This window comes from Nonomuraea sp. bgisy101 (genome assembly GCF_057708945.1).
In genome coordinates this window covers 140,192-158,381 of the sequence record NZ_JBYITD010000003.1, presented here as the reverse complement: position 1 = coordinate 158,381, position 18,190 = coordinate 140,192, and the positions used below count along the sequence as shown (strand labels likewise).

Genomic DNA, 18,190 nt, shown 5'->3' with positions numbered 1-18,190 from the left:
GTTCTGACCTGACCTGGTTCCTACCGTGTGGACGCCGCCGGCGGCGCTCAGACCTCCTGCGTGGCGCCCCGTCGCACGCCGTCCTCGATGGCCTTGTCCGTGCCGAACACGTTCTCCGAGCCCTTGAACACCGTGGGCCCGAGGTCGGCGATCTGGTGGACGAGGTCGTCGCCGTTGGTGAGCAGCGTGTTCGGGGCGTCGTTCTGCATGTAGGACGCCTGGAACGAGCGGCCTTCCGTGCCGCCGCCCCACGGCGCCGCGGCGTTGAGCTCCTTGATCCTCGCCGCCAGCTTCTCGTACGCGGTTTCCATGTCGGAGGCGTTGACGTTCCACTCGGACAGCCCGCGATGGAGCTCGGTCCTGGAGATCATCACACCGGGAAAGGCGCCGTTCATCGCTTCCCACCCATCTGGTCGGCGAGCTGGTTCATCACGGTTTCTAGGTCGCCGTCGAGGTGCGCCTGCATCTGCTCGGCGGGGACCAGCGGGGCGAAGACATCGATGATCTGCTCCTGCGCCTTGGCGGCGGCCCGCTGGACTGTCTCGGCGATCGTGTCGGCCAGGCCTCTGGCGTCGGGATGCCGGTAGATGCGAGGGTCGAGGTCGAGCCGTACGAGCTCGCCGCGCGATCCGACCGTGACCGTCACCAGGCCGTCACGCGACTTCTCCGTCACCTGTACGGCCCTGGCCTTGGCGTGAAGCTCGGCTCCTTCCTCCCGGAGTCGCATGAAGGTCGCGCGCAGCTCGTCCGCATAGGCCTGCAGACCCGCGGTGTCCCTTTCGCCGAAGGACTCCATGTCACCTCCCTGGCCCCATCATGCGCTCCTGCATCGCATGTGTTACTGGCTAGTTTCCGGCACATGAACATCATTCGACAAGAAAGTCCCGCGAATTGCTTATCTATCGCAAGGCCTCACAGGTCCAGTGAGATGGCACGCTCCTGGAGTTCACCCACGTCCGATCGGGGTACCCAGAGGCGGTAGACTCCGCGCTCGATCCGTTCCAGGCCGAGTGCGACCGCCTCGGGCGCCGAGCCGCCGGCGTACTCCAGCAGCACCTCGCCCGCACGCTCGTCGTGGACCAGGAACTCCATGCCGCGCCATGTGCACACCGTGGTCACGAACCACACGGACTCGCACTCGGCGGCGGGGACGGTCCTGACGTGGCAACCGTCCTCGACCTCGGTGAAACCCTCTGCGGGATCGTCGCGGCGCAGCCGCAGCCAGACCTCCAGCGCGGACGCGTCGGGGCTCGCGGGATAGTCGGCGCCCCGCCATCGGGCGCGGTACGGGGACCGGGTCACGAGCGCCGCCCCACCAGGAGCCATCGCCGCAGGTCGCCGTGGTAGAAGGCGCGCCTGTGCTCGGTGCCCTGATAGGTCAGCTCCCAGATCTCCGCGCCATGGGTGAGGCCGACGCCGTACACCTTGTACTCGCGGATGACCTGGTCGACGTTGGGCACCAGGCCGAGCCCGACGAACGGCGGCTCCTCCACCACCCATCCGGCGACCGCGTCACGCCGCTCGTCGTCGAGACCCCCGTACGGCGTGCGGTAGAGGTCGAGCCCGACGGGACGCCAGCGCAGCAGGTTGAGCCCCCCTTCGGGGGTGAGGTAGTCGGGCTGCCCGAGCGCCTCGGCCAGAACGGAGGGCGTGGCGATGTGCGAGACGTCGAGGGCGTGGTGGCAGTAGCCGGAGATCCTGGGCTCGCCGCCGGAGAACAGATCGTGGAGGTCGGAGGGGCGCAGCAGCTTCTGCACCACCGGCACGCCCGCCTCGGGGTCGAGGGCGAGGTCCTGTGCCAGCGTGGGGACGGCGAGCCTGGCGACCGTGCCGGATTCGAGTAGGAAGCTCACAGGTAGTCCCGCGTTGACGGCCAGTCCCCAGCGCGGGTCGGGCCAGCCCGCGGCCAGCTCCACCATCGAGACGATCCTGTGGTGCTCGGTGAATCCCGCGCCGGCGGAGAGCATCGCCTCGGCCGAGGTGTAGGCCGGCATCCACGTGCGCTCGCCGTCCGAGACGGTGGGCCACGCGACCCGCTCGGTCCCCTCGGCGGCGGCTCTTGACATCGGCAGCGCGAAGTCGGCGTCCTTCAGCATGCTCAGGCACAGGGCCGTCCTGCCTGCCTCGAACGCCGCCCAGAGCTGTTCCTCGAAAGGACTGGACGGGTTCTGCACGTTGATCACCCTAATCAAAGGTCGTCCCGAATTCGCATGCCTGGTGTGTGACCTGGGAACACCCGCCACAGAGGGTTCGCAACTTCGGGGGAGGTTCGACCTATGGCTCTCCACACCCAACGCGTGACCGGATGGGTCGGCTGGATCTGGTTCGGCGGCATGTTGATGATCATGTCGGGGATCTTCAACATCATCACCGGACTGAACGCCATCATCAACGACGAGGTCTACGTGCAGACGTTCACGAGACTGCTGTTGTTCGACCTGACCGGATGGGGCTGGATCCACCTGGTCTGGGGCATCCTGCTCACCATCACCGGTGTGGCCGTGAGCGTCGGCAAGGACTGGGCGCGCGTGGCCGCGGTCGTCCTCCTCATGATCAACGCGATCACGCAGCTCACGTGGATCGCCGTCAACCCCTGGTGGTCGCTGGCCGTCATCGCCGTCGACGTGCTGGTCCTGTACGCGCTCATCGTCCACGGCCGCGAAGCGAAGTCGCTCGCCGAGTGACACCTCTCGGATGTATGCGGGTTTTGGGAGTTTTGCGAACTTCTGTATAACCGGCATCGGGAAAGACGAACTCATGGCCGACCTCCGCATGGCCGGGGCCGGGAACGCCGAGCACGACAGGAAGACAGGACCGTCATGAGTCACCTCATCGCCATCTCCTACCCGGACGTCCAAACCGCCACCACGGTCCGCGACAAGCTGATCGAACTGCAGAAGCAGAACCTCATCAAGCTCGCGGACGCGGCCGTCGTCGAGCGCAAGGCCGACGGGAAGATCAAGCTGCACCAGGCCCACAGCCTGGTCGGCATGGGGGCCGCCAGCGGCGCGCTGTGGGGCGGCCTGATCGGGCTGCTGTTCCTCAATCCGTTGCTCGGCATGGCGCTCGGCGCGGCGGGCGGCGCGGCCGGTGGCGCGATGACCGACGTGGGCGTCGACGACAAGTTCATGCGCGAGCTCGGCGCCAAGCTGGAGCCCGGCACGGCCGCCCTGTTCCTGCTGGTCGTGGAGAGCACGCCGGACAAGGTCATCCCCCAGATCGCCCAGTACGGCGGACACATCCTGCAGACCTCGCTCAGCCACGAGCAGGAGGAGCAGCTGCGCGAGAGCGTCAAGGCCGCCACGAGCGGCAGCGTCCCCGCCTGACACCGCCCGAAGGCCGCCCTGAGGAACTGCTGGAGACGACCGACCTGCGGATCGAGCGGATCGCCAGGGAAGCCGGGTTCGGGTCGGTCGCGGTGGTGCGCGAGCCGCTCGTCAAACGCCGCAGGACGTTCACCCGGCTGTTGCCAGGGTTCACCGCAGCACCTGCGTGAGCTGCTCGAGCTCCGCCAGCCGCGCGGCGGGGGAGAGGCGGGCGGCCGTGGCCACGAGGACGAGCTCGGTGACCGCGATCTCGTGTGTCAGCGGCGCGATCGGGCCCGCCGCCTCCCGCGGGAGGCGGATCAGCACGTCCGCGTGGGCCGCCAGCGGTGACTCCCACGCGTCGGTGACGAGCACCAGGCGGGCGTTCCTGGCCCTGGCCGCCTCGACGAACGTGGCGGTACGGGTGGAGTAGCGGCGGAAGTCGTAGGCGACGACGACGTCGGAAGCGCCCAGGTCGAGCAGGGCGCGGGCGCGTTCGGAGGCGGACTCGGGCACGCGCCGCGCGCCGGGGCGCAGGCTCGCGAGCTGGCGGACCAGGTATTCGGCGGCCAACTCGCTGAGCGGCCCGCCGACGGCCCAGACGCCACGCGCCTCGGCCAGGAGCTCGGCCACCGCCGTGAGCTGGGGCTCGGTCACGGCGTCGAGGGCGCCGTCGAGGCCGGAGCGGAGGTCCTCCGCCGCCCTGTGCGTGTCGGGGGTACGCGTGACGAACTCGTGGAGTCGCGACCTGTCGTGCTCGCGGGCCTCGGCCCTGACGGCCGACTGGAAGGCGGCGAAGCCGTCGTAGCCGAGCCGGTCGAACAGGCGTGAGGCCGTCGGCGGGCTGACGCCCGCGCGGTCGGCCAGCGCGCGCAGCGAACCGAGGGCGGCGAACGGGTAGTCGTCGAGGAGCACCCTGACGATCGCCCGCTCGCCGCGCGGCAGTTCGGCGTAGACCTCGCCCAGACGGCTCACGATGGCATCCACGCTGACGAATGTTACACCAATGGCATATATGGAAGAGATGTGAAACGAATGTTACGGTGACGGCCATGAGTACCTGGCATGGTCTGCTGGACAGCGACTACCGGCGCTGGCTTCCGGTCACCGGCGACACCCCGTCCGTCTCCCTCAACGAGGGCAACACCCCGCTGCTGCGCTCGGCGCACCTGTCGGCCGTCACGGAGAGCGACGTCTGGCTGAAGGTCGAGGGCGCCAACCCCACGGGATCGTTCAAGGACCGGGGGATGACCGTGGCCATCAGCAGGGCCGCCGAAGCCGGCGCCGAGCTCGTCATCTGCGCCTCCACCGGCAACACCAGCGCCTCGGCGGCCGCCTACGCCGCGCGTGCGGGGATGACGGCCGCCGTGCTCGTGCCCAAGGGGCGGATCGCGCTCGGCAAGCTCGGCCAGGCCGTACGGCATGGCGCGCGGATCATCGAGATCGACGGAGGCTTCGACGACTGCCTCCGCGTCGCCCGTGAGCTGGCCGCGCACCACCCCGTCGCCCTGGTCAACTCCGTCGACAACGAGTGGCGCCTCGCGGGGCAGCGGACCGTCGCCTACGAGATCGTCGACGCGCTCGGGGACGCGCCCGACATCCACTGCCTGCCGGTGGGCAACGGCGGCAACATCACCGCCACCTGGCGCGGCTACCAGACCTACAGGGCCGCGGGCCTCGCCACCCGGCTCCCGCGCATGTGGGGGTTCCAGGCAGCGGGCGCCGCCCCGCTCGTGCACGGCGCGCCGGTCGCGGCCCCGGAGACCGAGGCGAGCGCGATCCGCGTCGGCAACCCCGCGACGTGGGACGGCGCCGTCGCCGCCCGCGACGAGTCAGGCGGACTGATCGCCGCCGTGACCGACGAGCAGATCTTCGAGGCCTACCGGGAGCTCGCCCGGCGCGACGGCGTCTTCGCCGAGCCCGCCTCGGCGGCCGGGATCGCGGGTCTGCTCGACCTGCACGCGAAGGGCAGGCTGGAGCCAGGAAGCAGGATCGTGATCACGTTGAGTGGCAACGGGCTCAAGGACCTGGAGTCCTCGCTGCGCGACGGCTACGCCTCGACCGAGACCTCCTCTGTCACCGCCGACGTGGCCCGCGCGCTCCTGGCGGTGGGCTGAGCCGCGCCCGATCCCTGGAAGGTGCGCCGGTAGGCGGAGGGCGTGGTGCCGAGGACCTTGGTGAAGTGCTGCCGCAGGCCGTTGCCGGTGCTGAAACCCGAGCGCTCGGCCACCACGTCCACGGGCAGGCGCGTGGTCTCCAGCAGTTCGCGCGCCCTGCCGAGGCGCTGCTGGGTGAGCCATCTGATGGGGGTGAGGCCCGTCTCCTGGTGGAAGCGGCGGATGAAGGTCCTGGTGCTCATCGCTCCCCGCTCGGCCAGCAGGGGAACGGTGAGCGGCTCGTGCAGCCGCTCGAGCGCCCAGGCCAGCACCGGGGCGAGGCCCTTGTCGGGCGCGGGGATCGGCACGGCGGGTGACACGTACTGCGTCTGGTCCCCCTCCCGCTGCGGCGCGATCACCATCCGGCGGCCGACCTCCGCGGCGACGGCCGCGCCGAAGTCGCCCCTGACGATGTGCAGGCACAGGTCGATGCCCGCCGCGGTGCCCGCGCTGGTGAGGATGTCGCCGTCGTCGACGTAGAGGGCCCGCCGGTTGACGCTCACCCGCGGATAGCGCCTGCGCAGCTCGTCGGCGTGCATCCAGTGGGTGGCGGCCTCACGCCCGTCGAGCAGCCCCGCCGCGGCCAGGACGAACGTGCCCGAGCACAGGGCGGCGATCCGCGCGCCCCTCTCGTGCGCCTCGACCAGAGCGGCCAGCAGCGCCTCCGGCGGCCGGTAGGAGCCGTCCGCGCAGGCGGGGACCACGACCAGGTCGGCCGAGCGCATCGCCTCCAGGCCGTGGGGCGCGCGCAGCCACAGCCCGCTGAGCGATTCCTGCTCGCGGTCGGCGGTCCCGCAGAGGGTCAGGTCGTACCAGTCAGGTGTCAGGTCGAGCCGGTTCCTGCCGAAGACCTCGCACGGTACGGCGAGCTCGAAGAGCGGGCAGTCGTCCAGGACGGGGACGACCACGCTGATCCTGGCCATGGCGCAAATCTAGTGGAACACGACATTCATGCCACTAGTGGCCTGGCACCCGCCCCGCGACAGTGGTGTCCATGGACGAAAGAGGACCGCTCGACGTCGGCGCGGAGGAAGGGGCCCGGCTGCTGACCGCCGCCGTGGACCTGGTCGTACGGCACGCGAGGGAGGTGGCCGACGGGCCCGTCGCACCGGCGCGGCCCGGCACCGCCCAGCTGCGCGACTGGCTGGCAGGACAGGACTTCGAGGCGGCGGGGGAGCCGGAGCGCACGCTGCCCGAGGTCATGGCGGCCCTGCGCCGATGGGGCGTGCACACGACGCACCCGCGCTACTTCGGGCTGTTCAACCCCACGCCGACCTGGTGGGGCGTGGTGGGCGAACTCCTCGCGGCGGCGGTCAACCCGCAGCTCGCCGCCTACAGCCACGCCCCCGCCGCCGTCGAGATGGAACGCCACGTGCTGCGCTTCATGGCCGGCCGTCTCGGGCTGCCCGCCGGCACGGTGGGCAGCTTCACGGTGGGCGGCGCCGAGGCGAACCTCACCGCGGTGATCATAGCTCTGACCAGGATGTTCCCGTCCTACGCGGACGCGGGCACGTACGGCCTGCCGCGGCGGCCCGCGCTCTACGCCTCCGCCGAGAGCCATCTGGCCTGGCTCAAGATCGCGCACATGACGGGCATCGGGCGCGACGCCGTCCGTCTCGTGCCCGTCGACGCCGCGCACCGCATGGACACCGGCAGGCTGCGCGAGCTGCGCGAGGCCGACCTCGCCGCAGGGTTCGCGCCGTTCATGCTGGCCGCGACCGCGGGGACCACGGCGGGCGGCGCGCTGGATCCGCTGCCCGAGCTGGCCGCCCTGGCTCGGGAGTGGGGCATGCACTTCCACGTCGACGCCGCGTGGGCGGGCGCGGTCGCGCTGTCGGACACGCTGCGCCCGCTGCTGAAGGGAGTGGAGCAGGCCGACAGCGTCACGGTGGACGCGCACAAGTGGATGTCGGCGCCCATGGGCGCGGGCATGCTCCTCACCCCCCACGCGGAGGCGCTGGCGGAGAGCTTCCGCGCGACCACCTCCTACATGCCCGCCGAGACCGACGACGCGCCCGACCCCTACGCCACCAGCGTGCAGTGGTCACGTCGTTTCGCAGGTCTCAAGGTGTTCCTCGCGCTGGCGATCGCGGGCAGGCCCGCCTACGCCGCGCAGATCGAGCGGGACGTGCGGCTCGGAGAGCTGCTGGCGCGCCGCCTGGAGGAGGAGGGCTGGCGGCGGGTCAACGACACACCGCTGCCGGTCGTCTGCGTGGCCGCCCCTGAGGCGGAGGCGGACGGCCCCGAGAGCAGCGCGGCGTGGCACGCCGCCGTCGCCGGCGACGTGGTCGGCGGCGGGCAGGCGTGGGTCAGCACCGTGAGCCTGGCGGGACGGCCCGCCATCCGGTTGTGCGTGACCAGCCACCGCACGCGGGCCGAGGACATCGAGACCGTGGTGCGGGCCCTCGGCGACGCCAGGAAGAGGAACCATCGCGCGGGCCCGTGACGCCTGCTGCTGCGCGGCGCAGGGCGTCGCTGGAGAAGATGTCGATGACGCCGGGCAGGTGGACGACGCTCAGGCCTCGCCTCTCTTCAGGCCTCGCCGCCGATGGTGACCGTGCCGCCGCCTCTCTTGGCGTACGAGACGAGACGGTCGATCTCCACGAAACCGGCATCGGCGAACACCGTCCAGGTAGGGCGTCCTTCGGCCTGTTCGTCGTCGGCGTACAGCACCGTCTCCGACGCGCCGTGCCCGCGCAGGAGCGTGATCGCCTCGCGCAGCATCGCGCGCTCGAACGTCTCGTCCGTGTGGAGGGCGTCCGCGCCGAACCACCAGAGGGCGCCGACATGGTCCGCCGGCGTCTGGGCGACCACTTCGGCGGCGAGGTCGTCGTCGCGGCTCCTCAGCCACCAGCCGGGCGGGGCCATGCTGCGGACCACCTCGACGAGCGGGCAGGGGGCCGCGGAGAGACAGGGCCCCGGCGTGGCGCGACGCAGGTACCTCCACGAGTTCCGGCCGGAGAACCCGGCATGCTCCAGCACCTTGCGCGTCACGGGCCGGCGCCCGCAAGGAAGGGCAGAAGGGCCGAGGCCCAGCGTGGAGGCGAAGGCGTGGACGGCCCGCCTGCCGCTCAGTTCCTCAAGGGCGTGGGAGACGAGGGCCTCGACGACGACGAGGATCTCACGGCCGTGCAGCCACAGGATCAGTCCTTCGCCGTCGTCCCGGCGAACCGCGTAGGACACGGCGCCGAGCACCTGGTCGTCCTCGTCCACCATCACCTCGGTCCTGGGCGTGTGGAACAGGGCCCAGGGGCCTGGATCGCGGCGGCAGGTTCCCTCGATGGCCTCGTCGAGAACCTCGGGCGAGCAGATGGGCTGGCCCGGCAGGTGGTCCGCCTCGACCAGTGCCAGCACGGCCGCCTGGTCGGAGGGCCTGTAGGGACGCAACGCGATGTCGAGAGTCGATCCCTCGTGGGGTGGACGGCAGTGTGCGAGGATCTCCGTCGCGGACAGGGTGTTGCCGGTGCGCGCGGCGGTCTTCATGGCGGCCGCGGCCGTCGGCGGCGCGGTGTCCGGCGGTACCACCAGCAGCTCGAAGCCGTCCTGGTCGCCGCGGATCAGCCTGACCGTGTCGGTCGTCCCTGGGAAGCCGCTGACCCGCAGGAATCGGCCGTCTACCAGGAGGTCGGCGGGAACGTCGTCCCAGGCGTCCAGGTCGAGCCTGACGCGCAGCACGGGGCCGAGCAGAGTGTCGAGCGCGCTGACGAGCGCGGGGAGCTCGAGGCGCGGATCCGTCGAGCGTGGCCACCACGCTCCGTCGAGCCTGCCGTCCCTCGTGAGGGTCGGCTCGAGATGGATCCGGGCGGTGGGCGTCCGCTGGGGCGGAAGCGGCGTGCGTACGATGTGCAGGTCATGATTCGGCATGAGACGTGCCGCCCGTCTCCGGCGCTCAGCGCCGAGTGTGTCTGAGGCGACGACGCCGACACGGCTGCCGACATTCGAGATGTCCCAGGTGAGCCCAGCTTACGCCTCCCAGCGCGAATCATCCCTCGCTCGTCGGCAGGGACTCCCTTGGCCGGATCCTGCCGAAGGAGGAACCGACCCGCGCACGCGGGTTACAGCAGCCGTGGTACGTGATAACTTTGAGGTGTTGCAGTTCTGGTACCCATGAACGTTGTGTGCGCCTGACGGGATGTAACCCCCAGGCGCATTTCTGTTTTGGCCGGTCATTTCCGGATGGGTCAGCGCGGCGACGTGGGGCTCGTGACGTACGGGTTTCATTTCTGCGCCTATCGAAGGAGATCGACATGGCGACTGGCATCGTGAAGTGGTTCAACGCGGAAAAGGGCTTCGGCTTCATCGCGCAGGACGGCGGCGGCGCCGACGTGTTCGCCCACTACTCCAACATCGCCTCCCAGGGCTACCGTGAGCTCCACGAGGGGCAGAAGGTCAGCTTCGACGTCACGCAGGGCCAGAAGGGCCCGCAGGCGGAGAACATCGTTCCCGTCGTCTGACGTCTTTCGCGGCGAAACGAGCCGGGGTCCGGTCCTGTCAAGGGACCGGGTCCCGGCTCGCGCGTTTTTGAGCGGATAGACGCCCTCGGCGGCGTCGCCGAGGGCGCGGTCCCGTACGGATCGTGTCAATACTCGGCTTTCCGCCGTATACAACCCGTCAAGAACGGCAAAACTCCCCAAATCACCCGGTTTGCTGGCCATGAAAGCAATATCCGGACCTGAGGAGTGGGGATGGCTGACGTCATCTTCGTCGCCCTGACGATCGCGATTTTCGTGATCTTCGGGCTTGTCGTGAAGGCGGTGGAGCGCCTGTGAGCGCCGTCAACGCCACCGGCCTGATAGTGGCCGCCGGCCTGGTGATCTTCATGATCGCAGCCCTGCTCTTCCCGGAGCGTTTCTGATGGGCTGGATCTTCATCGCCTCCTTGGTCGTCGCGCTGGCCGTGGTGTACAAGCCGCTCGGCGACCACATGTACCGGGCCTACACCGGCGTCAAGCACAACATCGTCGAGCGCGGCATCTACCGCCTGCTCGGCGTGCGTCCTGACTCCGAGCAGCGCTGGGGCGTCTACGCCCGTAGCGTGCTGGCCTTCTCGGTCGTCTCGATCCTGGTCGTGTACGGCCTGCAGCGCCTGCAGGACAAGCTGTGGCTGTCTCTCGGCTTCCCGCCCGTGACCGACCACATCGCGTGGAACACCGCGATCAGCTTCGTCACCAACACGAACTGGCAGGCCTACTCGGGCGAGAGCACCATGGGCCACCTGGTCCAGATGGCGGCGCTCGCCGTACAGAACTTCGTGTCGGCGGCGGTCGGCATGGCCGTGGCGATCGCGCTGGTCCGGGGCTTCGCCCGCAGGGGCGCCGACACCATCGGCAACTTCTGGGTGGACCTGGTGCGCGGCACCGTCCGGATCCTGCTGCCGATCGCTTTCATCGGCGCGCTGGTGCTGGTGGCCGGCGGAGTGGTGCAGAACTTCACGGGCCCGCACGAGATCGCCACACTGGCCGGCGGCACGCAGAACATGACCGGCGGTCCCGTGGCCAGCCAGGAGGTCATCAAGGAACTCGGCACCAACGGCGGCGGCTTCTACAACACCAACTCGGCCCACCCGTTCGAGAACGCCACCCCGTGGACCAACTGGTTCGAGATCTTCCTGATCCTCGTCATCCCGTTCAGCCTGACCCGAACCTTCGGCAGGATGGTCGGCCAGGTCCGCCAGGGTTACGCGATCCTCGCCGTGATGGCCACGATCGCCCTCGTCAGCGTCGTGCTCACCAACGTGTTCGAGCTGCAGGGCGCGGCCACCGTCCCGCAGGCGATCGGCGCCGCCATGGAGGGCAAGGACGTGCGCTTCGGCGTCGCCAACTCCGCGACCTTCGCCGCTTCGACCACGCTCACCAGCACCGGCGCCGTGAACTCCTTCCACGACTCCTACACGCCGTTCGGCGGCATGATGACGATGTTCAACATGATGCTGGGCGAGGTGGCGCCCGGTGGCGTCGGAGCCGGCCTGTACGGCATGCTCGTCCTGGCCATGATCACCGTGTTCGTCGCGGGCCTCATGGTCGGCAGGACCCCCGAGTACCTGGGCAAGAAGATCGGTGCCCGCGAGATCAAGCTGGCCTCGATGTACTTCCTGGTCACCCCGGTCCTGGTGCTGGTCGGCACGGCCGTCGCCATGGGCAACGAGGCGGGGCTCGCGGCCATGCTCAACACCGGGCCCCACGGATTCTCCGAGATCCTCTACGCCTTCACCAGCGCGTCGAACAACAACGGCTCGGCCTTCGCCGGCGTCACCGTGAACACCCCGTGGTACGACGTGGCGCTCGGCCTGTGCATGGTGCTCGGCAGGTTCCTGCCGATCGTCTTCGTCCTGGGCCTCGCCGGCTCGCTGGCCAGGCAGACGCCGGTGCCGGCGTCGGCGGGCACGCTGCCGACCCACAGGCCGCAGTTCGTCGGCATGGTCGTCGGCGTGACCATCATCCTGGTCGCGCTGACCTTCCTCCCCGCCCTGGCGCTCGGACCGCTCGCAGAAGGACTCCTTTCATGACGACCCACCTGGTCGAGGCGTCGGAGAACGCTCCTTCGCCCAAGAGGAACGGCAAGGTCGGCGGCGGCCTACTCGACCCGAAACAGCTCGTCAGATCGCTGCCCGACGCGCTCGTGAAGCTGAACCCCGTCACGCTCTGGCGCAACCCCGTGATGCTGATCGTGGAGATCGGCGCGGTGTTCACCACCGTCCTGGCGGTCCTCGAACCCTCGTTCTTCGCGTGGGCGATCGTGGTCTGGCTGTGGCTGACCGTCGTCTTCGCCAACCTGGCCGAGGCGGTCGCCGAGGGCAGGGGCAAGGCGCAGGCGGCGACGCTGCGCGCGGCCAAACGCGACACCACGGCCCGCCGTCTCAAGGGTCGCGCCTCCACGGAGTGGGACACCGTGGGCGCGGCCGAGTTGAAGCAGGGCGACTTCGTGGTCGTCGAAGCAGGGGAGACGATCCCCGGTGACGGCGACGTCGTCGAGGGCATCGCGAGCGTCGACGAGTCCGCGATCACGGGCGAGTCCGCGCCGGTGATCAGGGAGTCAGGCGGTGACAGGTCCGCGGTGACCGGTGGCACCAAGGTGCTCTCCGACAAGATCATCGTCCAGATCACGCAGAAGCCCGGCGAGAGCTTCATCGACCGGATGATCTCTCTGGTCGAGGGCGCCAACAGGCAGAAGACGCCGAACGAGATCGCGCTCAACATCCTGCTGGCCGCGCTCACCATCATCTTCCTGGTCGCCACCGTCACCATGCAGCCGTTCGCGATCTACTCCAAGAACGTGAACCCCGGCATCCCCGACTCGCTGGCGCTGACCGGTGACGGCGTGACGGGCGTGGTGCTGGTCTCGCTGCTGGTCTGCCTCATCCCGACCACGATCGGCGCGCTGCTGTCGGCGATCGGCATCGCGGGCATGGACCGGCTGGTCCAGCGCAACGTGCTGGCCATGTCGGGCCGCGCGGTCGAGGCGGCGGGCGACGTGAGCACGCTGCTGCTGGACAAGACCGGCACCATCACGCTGGGCAACCGGCAGGCGTCGGAGTTCGTGCCGGTCGACGGCGTGCCCGAGATGGAGCTGGCGCGGGCGGCGCAGCTGTCCAGCCTGGCCGACGAGACGCCCGAGGGCCGCTCGATCGTGGTGTACGCCAAGACGGCGTACGGCCTGCGGGAGCGCGAGCCCGGCGAGCTGGCCCACGCCGACTGGGTGCCGTTCACCGCGCAGACCCGCATGTCGGGCGTGGACCTCGACGGCAGGCAGGTCCGCAAGGGCGCCGCCACCGCCGTCATGAAGTGGGTCCGCGACCAGGGCGGCCACCCGACCGACGAGATCGGCCACATCGTGGACGGGATCTCGGGCTCGGGCGGCACCCCGCTGGTCGTCGCGGAGAAGGGCCGCGTGCTCGGCGTCATCCACCTCAAGGACGTCGTCAAGCAGGGCATGCGCGAGCGGTTCGACGAGATGCGCCGCATGGGCATCCGCACCGTCATGATCACCGGCGACAACCCGCTCACCGCCAGGGCGATCGCCGACGAGGCAGGCGTGGACGACTTCCTCGCCGAGGCCACACCCGAGGACAAGCTCGCCCTGATCAGGAAGGAGCAGGAGGGCGGCCGCCTGGTCGCCATGACGGGCGACGGCACCAACGACGCCCCCGCGCTCGCGCAGTCGGACGTCGGCGTGGCCATGAACACGGGCACCAGCGCCGCCAAGGAGGCGGGCAACATGGTGGACCTCGACTCCAATCCGACCAAGCTCATCGAGATCGTCGAGATCGGCAAGCAGTTGCTGATCACGCGCGGCGCGCTGACCACGTTCTCGATCGCCAACGACATCGCCAAGTACTTCGCGATCATTCCCGCGATGTTCGCCGCGGTGTACCCGGGCCTGGACGCGCTCAACATCATGCGCCTGGCCAGCCCGCAGTCGGCCATCCTGTCCGCGGTCGTCTTCAACGCGCTGGTGATCATCGCGCTGATCCCGCTCGCCCTCCGCGGCGTCCGCTACCGGCCTTCGAGCGCCTCGAAGCTGCTCAGCCGCAACCTCTACATCTACGGTCTGGGCGGCATCGTCGCGCCCTTCATCGGCATCAAGCTGATCGACCTTCTCATCCAGTTCCTTCCGGGGATGTCGTAAATGGAACGCCTGCCCAGCTGGATCCGCCAGCATCTCGCCGCCGTGCGCGCGGTCATCGTTCTGACCGTGATCCTCGGCGGGATCTACCCGCTCGCCGTCACCGGAGTCGCCCAGGCCGTGTTCAACGACCAGGCCAACGGCTCCCCCGTGGAGAGCGGCGGCAAGACCGTGGGGAGCGCCATCGTCGGCCAGCTCTTCACCGACAAGGACGGCAACCCCGTCAGGAAGTACTTCCAGAGCCGGCCGTCCGCGGCCGGTGACGGGTACGACATGCTGTCCACGGCGGCGAGCAACCTCGGTCCCGAGGACGTCGTCGACACCCTGCCCGTGCCCGGTGCCAAGGACGACCAGGGCGATCCCGACGAGGGCCGGCAGTCGCTGCTCACCCAGGTCTGCGCCCGGTCCAAGGCGATCGGCGAGCTGGACGGCGTCAGCGGCGCCAGGCCGTACTGCACGGCCGACGGCGTGGGCGCGGTGCTGAAGGTGTTCCCCGCGGTCGGCCCGCCGACCAGGGCCGTCAGCGTCAACCAGGCCTGCCCCGCGCGGCCCTTCGTCGCCACCTACGAGGGCGTCACGGTCGAGTGCGGCAAGCCGGGCGAGGACTACGCGGCCGGCCGTACCGTGCCCGTGCGCGGCACGGCGGGACCGCCCGCGGTGCCGGCGGACGCGGTCACCGCCAGCGGCTCGGGGCTCGACCCGCACATCTCGCTCGCCTACGCCGAGCTGCAGGCACCCCGCGTCGCCAAGGAGCGCGGCATCGACGTGGCGAAGGTGAACGAGCTCATCAAGGAGCACACCGCCGGCAGGCCGCTCGGGTTCATGGGCGAGCCCGCGGTCAACGTGCTCGAGCTCAACCTGGCCCTCGACAAGGGGTAGCGGGATGGCACGCGGGCGGTTGAGGGTCTACCTGGGCGCGGCGCCCGGAGTGGGGAAGACCTTCGCGATGCTCTGCGAGGGCCGCAGGGGACTGGAGCGTGGCAGGGACGTCGTCGTGGGTCTCGCCGAGAACCACAACCGTCCCCGCACCACCGAGCTCCTCGACGGCATGGAGGTCATCCCGCGCAGGACGATCCGCTACCGGGGCGCCACCTTCACCGAGCTTGACGTGGACGCCGTCATCGAACGCGAACCGAAGATCGCGCTGATCGACGAGCTGGCGCACTCGAACGTGCCGGGATCGAGGAACGCGAAACGCTGGCAGGACATCGAGGAGATCCTCGACGCCGGCATCGACGTCATCTCCACGGTCAACATCCAGCACCTGGAGTCGCTCAACGACGTCGTCCAGCAGATCACCACCATCCCCCAGCGTGAGACCGTCCCCGACGAGGTGGTACGGCGCGCCGACCAGATCGAGCTGGTCGACATGTCGCCCGAGGCGCTCAGGAGGCGGATGGCCCACGGCAACGTCTACGCACCGGAGAAGGTGAACGCCGCCTTGTCCCACTACTTCAGGGTCGGCAACCTGACCGCCCTGCGCGAGCTCGCCCTGCTCTGGGTCGCGGGCAAGGTGGACGAGCAGCTCGACCGCTACCGCGCCGACCACGGGATCGCCACCACGTGGGAGGCGCGCGAACGCGTCGTGGTCGCCCTCACCGGCGGGCCCGAGGGCGACACCCTGGTACGGCGGGCCGCCCGCGTCGCGGCCAGGACCAAAGGCGCCGACCTGCTGGCCGTCCACGTCACCAGCGCCGACGGCCTGTCCGGCGGCGACCCGGCCAACCTGGCCAGGCAGCGCACGCTGGTGGAGAGCATGGGCGGCACCTACCACCAGGTGGTCGGCGACGACATCCCTCGCGCGCTGCTCGACTTCGCCCGCGGCGTCAACGCCACCCAGCTCGTGCTCGGCGCGTCCAGGCGGGGCAGGTTCGCCCAGGTCTTCTCCCGCGGCGTCGGCGTGGAGACCACGGCGCTGTCCGGCAGCATCGACGTGCACATGATCACGCACGCCGAGGCGAAGAGGGGCCGGCGGCGTCCCGAACGCGCCCACGCGGCGCTGACCGCGAAGCGGCGGCTGGCCGGATGGGCGGTCGCCATCGCCGGCATGCTCGCGCTGACGGCGGCGCTGGTCCCGTTCAGGAACGACCTGTCGCTGCCGACCGAGATCCTCTTCTACCTGGTCACGGTGGTCGGCGTCGCCCTGATCGGCGGCATGTGGCCGGCCATCACCGCAGCGGTCGGCGGCTCGCTGCTGCTCAACTACTTCTTCACCCCGCCGGTCGGCGAGTTCACGATCTCCGATCCGGAGAACCTGTTCGCGCTCGTCGTGTTCGTCGTGGTCGCCGCCATGGTGAGCACGATCGTCGACGTGGCCGCCCGCCGTACCAGGGAGGCGGCCCGAGCGGGCGCGGACGCCGAGATCCTCGCCACGCTGGCGGGGCACGTGCTGCGCGGCGAAGCCGCGCTGCCCTCGCTGCTGGCCAGGCTGCGGGAGACGTTCGGGCTGACCTCCGTCACGCTGCTGGAACGGCGGCCCGACACCGGCGGCATGCCGGACGACCACACCGACCCCGACGCCTGGCGGATCATCGCCACCACCGGCGGCGCGCCGTGCACCTCCCCTTCCACCGCCGACACCGACGTGGTCATCGACGAGAACCTGGTCCTCGCCGCCCGTGGACGGCTGCTCGACGCGGCGGACCGCAGGGTGCTCGAGGCGTTCGCCGCCGAGACCGCCGTCGCGCTCCGCCAGCAGCGGCTGGAGGAGGCGGCGGAGCGGGCCAAGCCGCTGGCCGAGGCGGACAGGATGCGCACCGCGCTGCTGGCCGCCGTCAGCCACGACCTGCGCACCCCGCTCGCCTCCGCCAAGGCCGCCGTGGAGAGCCTCAGCAACACGGCGATCGAATGGAGCGAGGAGGACCGCCGCGAGTTGCTCGCCACCGCCGACGAGTCGCTGGCCAAGCTGGACCGCCTGGTCGCGAACCTGCTGGACATGAGCCGCCTGCAGGCGGGCGTCCTCGGAGTGGACCACCAGCCGGTGGCGCTGGAGGAGGTCGTGCCCCGCGCGATCGACGACCTCGGCCCGCTGCGCGACAGGGTCGAGGGCGACATCTCCGTCGAGCTGCCCGAGATCGTCGCCGATCCCACGCTGCTCGAACGCGTGCTGGTCAACCTGATGGCCAACGCGGTGCGCTACAGCCCGCAGCACCAGAAGGTGCTCATCACCGCGAGCCGGCACGGCGACCACGTCGAGATCCGCGTGATCGACAGAGGCCCCGGCGTCCCCGCCGACGCCCACGACCGCATCTTCCTGCCGTTCCAGCGCCTGGGCGACCGCGACAACCACACGGGTGTCGGCCTGGGACTCGCGCTGTCGAGAGGGTTGGCCGAGGCCATGGGCGGCACCCTCGTCCCCGACGAGACACCAGGGGGAGGTCTCACCATGACCCTCACGTTCGCCATCACCTCGCGGACGGTGGTCGCATGACCCGCGTCCTCGTCGTCGACGACGAACCGCAGATCCTGCGGGCGCTGCGCATCAACCTGGTCGCGCGCCACTACGACGTGGCGGTGGCCGCCGACGGAGGCTCCGCGCTCAGGGAGGCGGCCGAACAGCACCCCGACCTCATCCTCCTCGACCTCGGGCTGCCCGACCTCGACGGCGTCGACGTCATCCACGGCCTGCGCGGGTGGACGTCGGCGCCCATCCTCGTACTGTCCGGCAGGACGGGCAACCACGACAAGATCGAGGCGCTGGACGCGGGCGCGGACGACTACGTCACCAAACCGTTCAACATCGAGGAACTGCTGGCGCGCATGCGGGCCGTCACCCGCAGGACCGGCATGCAGGAGGCCGAGCTCGCCCGCGTCCAGGTGGGGGACCGGGTGATCGACCTGACCGACAAGACGGTCTCCGACGGGGTACGGCTGACGCCCACCGAGTGGCACATCCTGGAGATCCTGCTGCGCAACCCGGGCAAGCTGGTCAGCCAGCGGTACCTGCTGAACGAGGTCTGGGGCGAGAAGTACCTCAAGGAGTCGCACTACCTGCGCCAGTACATGGCCCAGCTGCGCCGCAAACTGGAACGCGACCCCGCGCGGCCCGCCCACCTGATCACGGAACCGGGCATGGGGTACCGCTTCGTACCGCTCGCATGAGAGGCGG

The 18,190-nt window shown here is 70.1% G+C and carries 18 protein-coding genes; 11 read left to right on the top strand and 7 right to left on the bottom strand.

Annotation, left to right across the window (positions count from 1 at the left end):
* Positions 1-47 precede the first annotated feature (47 nt).
* The 4 genes from AC3EO4_RS06970 to AC3EO4_RS06955 all read right to left on the bottom strand — a co-directional run bounded on the left by AC3EO4_RS06970 (position 48) and on the right by AC3EO4_RS06955 (position 2,174).
* Positions 48-395 carry a hypothetical protein gene (locus AC3EO4_RS06970; RefSeq protein ID WP_431894380.1) on the bottom strand — a complete coding sequence of 116 codons (348 nt, stop codon included), beginning with the start codon at positions 393-395 and terminating at the stop codon, positions 48-50.
* Positions 392-796 (bottom strand): YbaB/EbfC family nucleoid-associated protein, encoded by a 405-nt coding sequence (locus AC3EO4_RS06965; RefSeq protein ID WP_379574651.1) that lies wholly within the window; start codon positions 794-796, stop codon positions 392-394. Before AC3EO4_RS06965 ends, AC3EO4_RS06970 begins: the two co-directional genes overlap by 4 nt.
* Before the next feature lie 116 nt (positions 797-912).
* Complete coding sequence (locus tag AC3EO4_RS06960) at positions 913-1,302, bottom strand: hypothetical protein (protein ID WP_379574650.1); 390 nt, start codon at positions 1,300-1,302, stop codon at positions 913-915.
* Positions 1,299-2,174 (bottom strand): SseB family protein, encoded by an 876-nt coding sequence (locus AC3EO4_RS06955; protein ID WP_488186334.1) that lies wholly within the window; start codon positions 2,172-2,174, stop codon positions 1,299-1,301. The genes AC3EO4_RS06960 and AC3EO4_RS06955 overlap by 4 nt, the downstream gene beginning before the upstream one ends.
* 102 nt (positions 2,175-2,276) lie before the next feature.
* On the opposite strand from AC3EO4_RS06955, the gene AC3EO4_RS06950 reads away from it, so the two are divergent.
* Together AC3EO4_RS06950 and AC3EO4_RS06945 are read left to right on the top strand one after the other, a co-directional pair.
* Entirely contained in the window at positions 2,277-2,684 is a 408-nt protein-coding gene (locus tag AC3EO4_RS06950) for a DUF7144 family membrane protein (protein ID WP_379574648.1), read from the top strand.
* A gap of 135 nt (positions 2,685-2,819) precedes the next feature.
* Complete coding sequence (locus tag AC3EO4_RS06945; protein WP_379574647.1) at positions 2,820-3,326, top strand: DUF1269 domain-containing protein; 507 nt, start codon at positions 2,820-2,822, stop codon at positions 3,324-3,326.
* Between the two features lie 150 nt (positions 3,327-3,476).
* On the opposite strand, the gene AC3EO4_RS06940 is transcribed toward AC3EO4_RS06945, so the two are convergent.
* Positions 3,477-4,292: a MurR/RpiR family transcriptional regulator gene (locus tag AC3EO4_RS06940; RefSeq protein ID WP_431894375.1), complete on the bottom strand. Its 816-nt coding sequence runs from the start codon at positions 4,290-4,292 to the stop codon at positions 3,477-3,479.
* A gap of 65 nt (positions 4,293-4,357) precedes the next feature.
* On the opposite strand from AC3EO4_RS06940, the gene thrC reads away from it, so the two are divergent.
* On the top strand, positions 4,358-5,422 hold the full coding sequence (thrC, locus tag AC3EO4_RS06935) for a threonine synthase (protein WP_431894373.1): 1,065 nt from the start codon (positions 4,358-4,360) through the stop codon (positions 5,420-5,422).
* On the opposite strand, the gene AC3EO4_RS06930 is transcribed toward thrC, so the two are convergent.
* Positions 5,356-6,384, bottom strand: coding sequence for a GlxA family transcriptional regulator (locus AC3EO4_RS06930; protein WP_431894371.1), 1,029 nt, complete (start codon positions 6,382-6,384; stop codon positions 5,356-5,358). The genes thrC and AC3EO4_RS06930 overlap by 67 nt on opposite strands.
* A gap of 71 nt (positions 6,385-6,455) precedes the next feature.
* Here AC3EO4_RS06930 and AC3EO4_RS06925 point away from each other — a divergent pair, with 71 nt between their 5' ends.
* Entirely contained in the window at positions 6,456-7,907 is a 1,452-nt protein-coding gene (locus tag AC3EO4_RS06925; RefSeq protein WP_431894369.1) for a pyridoxal phosphate-dependent decarboxylase family protein, read from the top strand.
* 86 nt (positions 7,908-7,993) lie between these two features.
* On the opposite strand, the gene AC3EO4_RS06920 is transcribed toward AC3EO4_RS06925, so the two are convergent.
* Positions 7,994-9,325, bottom strand: coding sequence for a DUF5994 family protein (locus tag AC3EO4_RS06920; RefSeq protein ID WP_431894367.1), 1,332 nt, complete (start codon positions 9,323-9,325; stop codon positions 7,994-7,996).
* A gap of 383 nt (positions 9,326-9,708) precedes the next feature.
* Here AC3EO4_RS06920 and AC3EO4_RS06915 point away from each other — a divergent pair, with 383 nt between their 5' ends.
* The 7 genes from AC3EO4_RS06915 to AC3EO4_RS06885 all read left to right on the top strand — a co-directional run bounded on the left by AC3EO4_RS06915 (position 9,709) and on the right by AC3EO4_RS06885 (position 18,183).
* The gene (locus AC3EO4_RS06915; protein ID WP_379574641.1) at positions 9,709-9,915 is read left to right on the top strand and encodes a cold-shock protein; all 207 of its coding nucleotides are present in this window, start codon (positions 9,709-9,711) and stop codon (positions 9,913-9,915) included.
* Between the two features lie 311 nt (positions 9,916-10,226).
* Complete coding sequence (gene kdpF / locus AC3EO4_RS06910; protein WP_379574640.1) at positions 10,227-10,316, top strand: K(+)-transporting ATPase subunit F; 90 nt, start codon at positions 10,227-10,229, stop codon at positions 10,314-10,316.
* Positions 10,316-11,965: a potassium-transporting ATPase subunit KdpA gene (kdpA, locus tag AC3EO4_RS06905; RefSeq protein ID WP_379574639.1), complete on the top strand. Its 1,650-nt coding sequence runs from the start codon at positions 10,316-10,318 to the stop codon at positions 11,963-11,965. Before kdpF ends, kdpA begins: the two co-directional genes overlap by 1 nt.
* Positions 11,962-14,085 (top strand): potassium-transporting ATPase subunit KdpB, encoded by a 2,124-nt coding sequence (gene kdpB / locus AC3EO4_RS06900; protein ID WP_431894364.1) that lies wholly within the window; start codon positions 11,962-11,964, stop codon positions 14,083-14,085. The genes kdpA and kdpB overlap by 4 nt, the downstream gene beginning before the upstream one ends.
* Positions 14,086-14,961, top strand: a complete 876-nt coding sequence (locus AC3EO4_RS06895) for a potassium-transporting ATPase subunit C (RefSeq protein WP_431894362.1) — start codon at positions 14,086-14,088, stop codon at positions 14,959-14,961.
* Positions 14,962-14,965: 4 nt separating this feature from the next.
* The gene (locus tag AC3EO4_RS06890) at positions 14,966-17,512 is read left to right on the top strand and encodes a DUF4118 domain-containing protein (RefSeq protein WP_431894360.1); all 2,547 of its coding nucleotides are present in this window, start codon (positions 14,966-14,968) and stop codon (positions 17,510-17,512) included.
* The gene (locus AC3EO4_RS06885) at positions 17,509-18,183 is read left to right on the top strand and encodes a response regulator (RefSeq protein ID WP_379574634.1); all 675 of its coding nucleotides are present in this window, start codon (positions 17,509-17,511) and stop codon (positions 18,181-18,183) included. Before AC3EO4_RS06890 ends, AC3EO4_RS06885 begins: the two co-directional genes overlap by 4 nt.
* Positions 18,184-18,190: the final 7 nt, after the last annotated feature.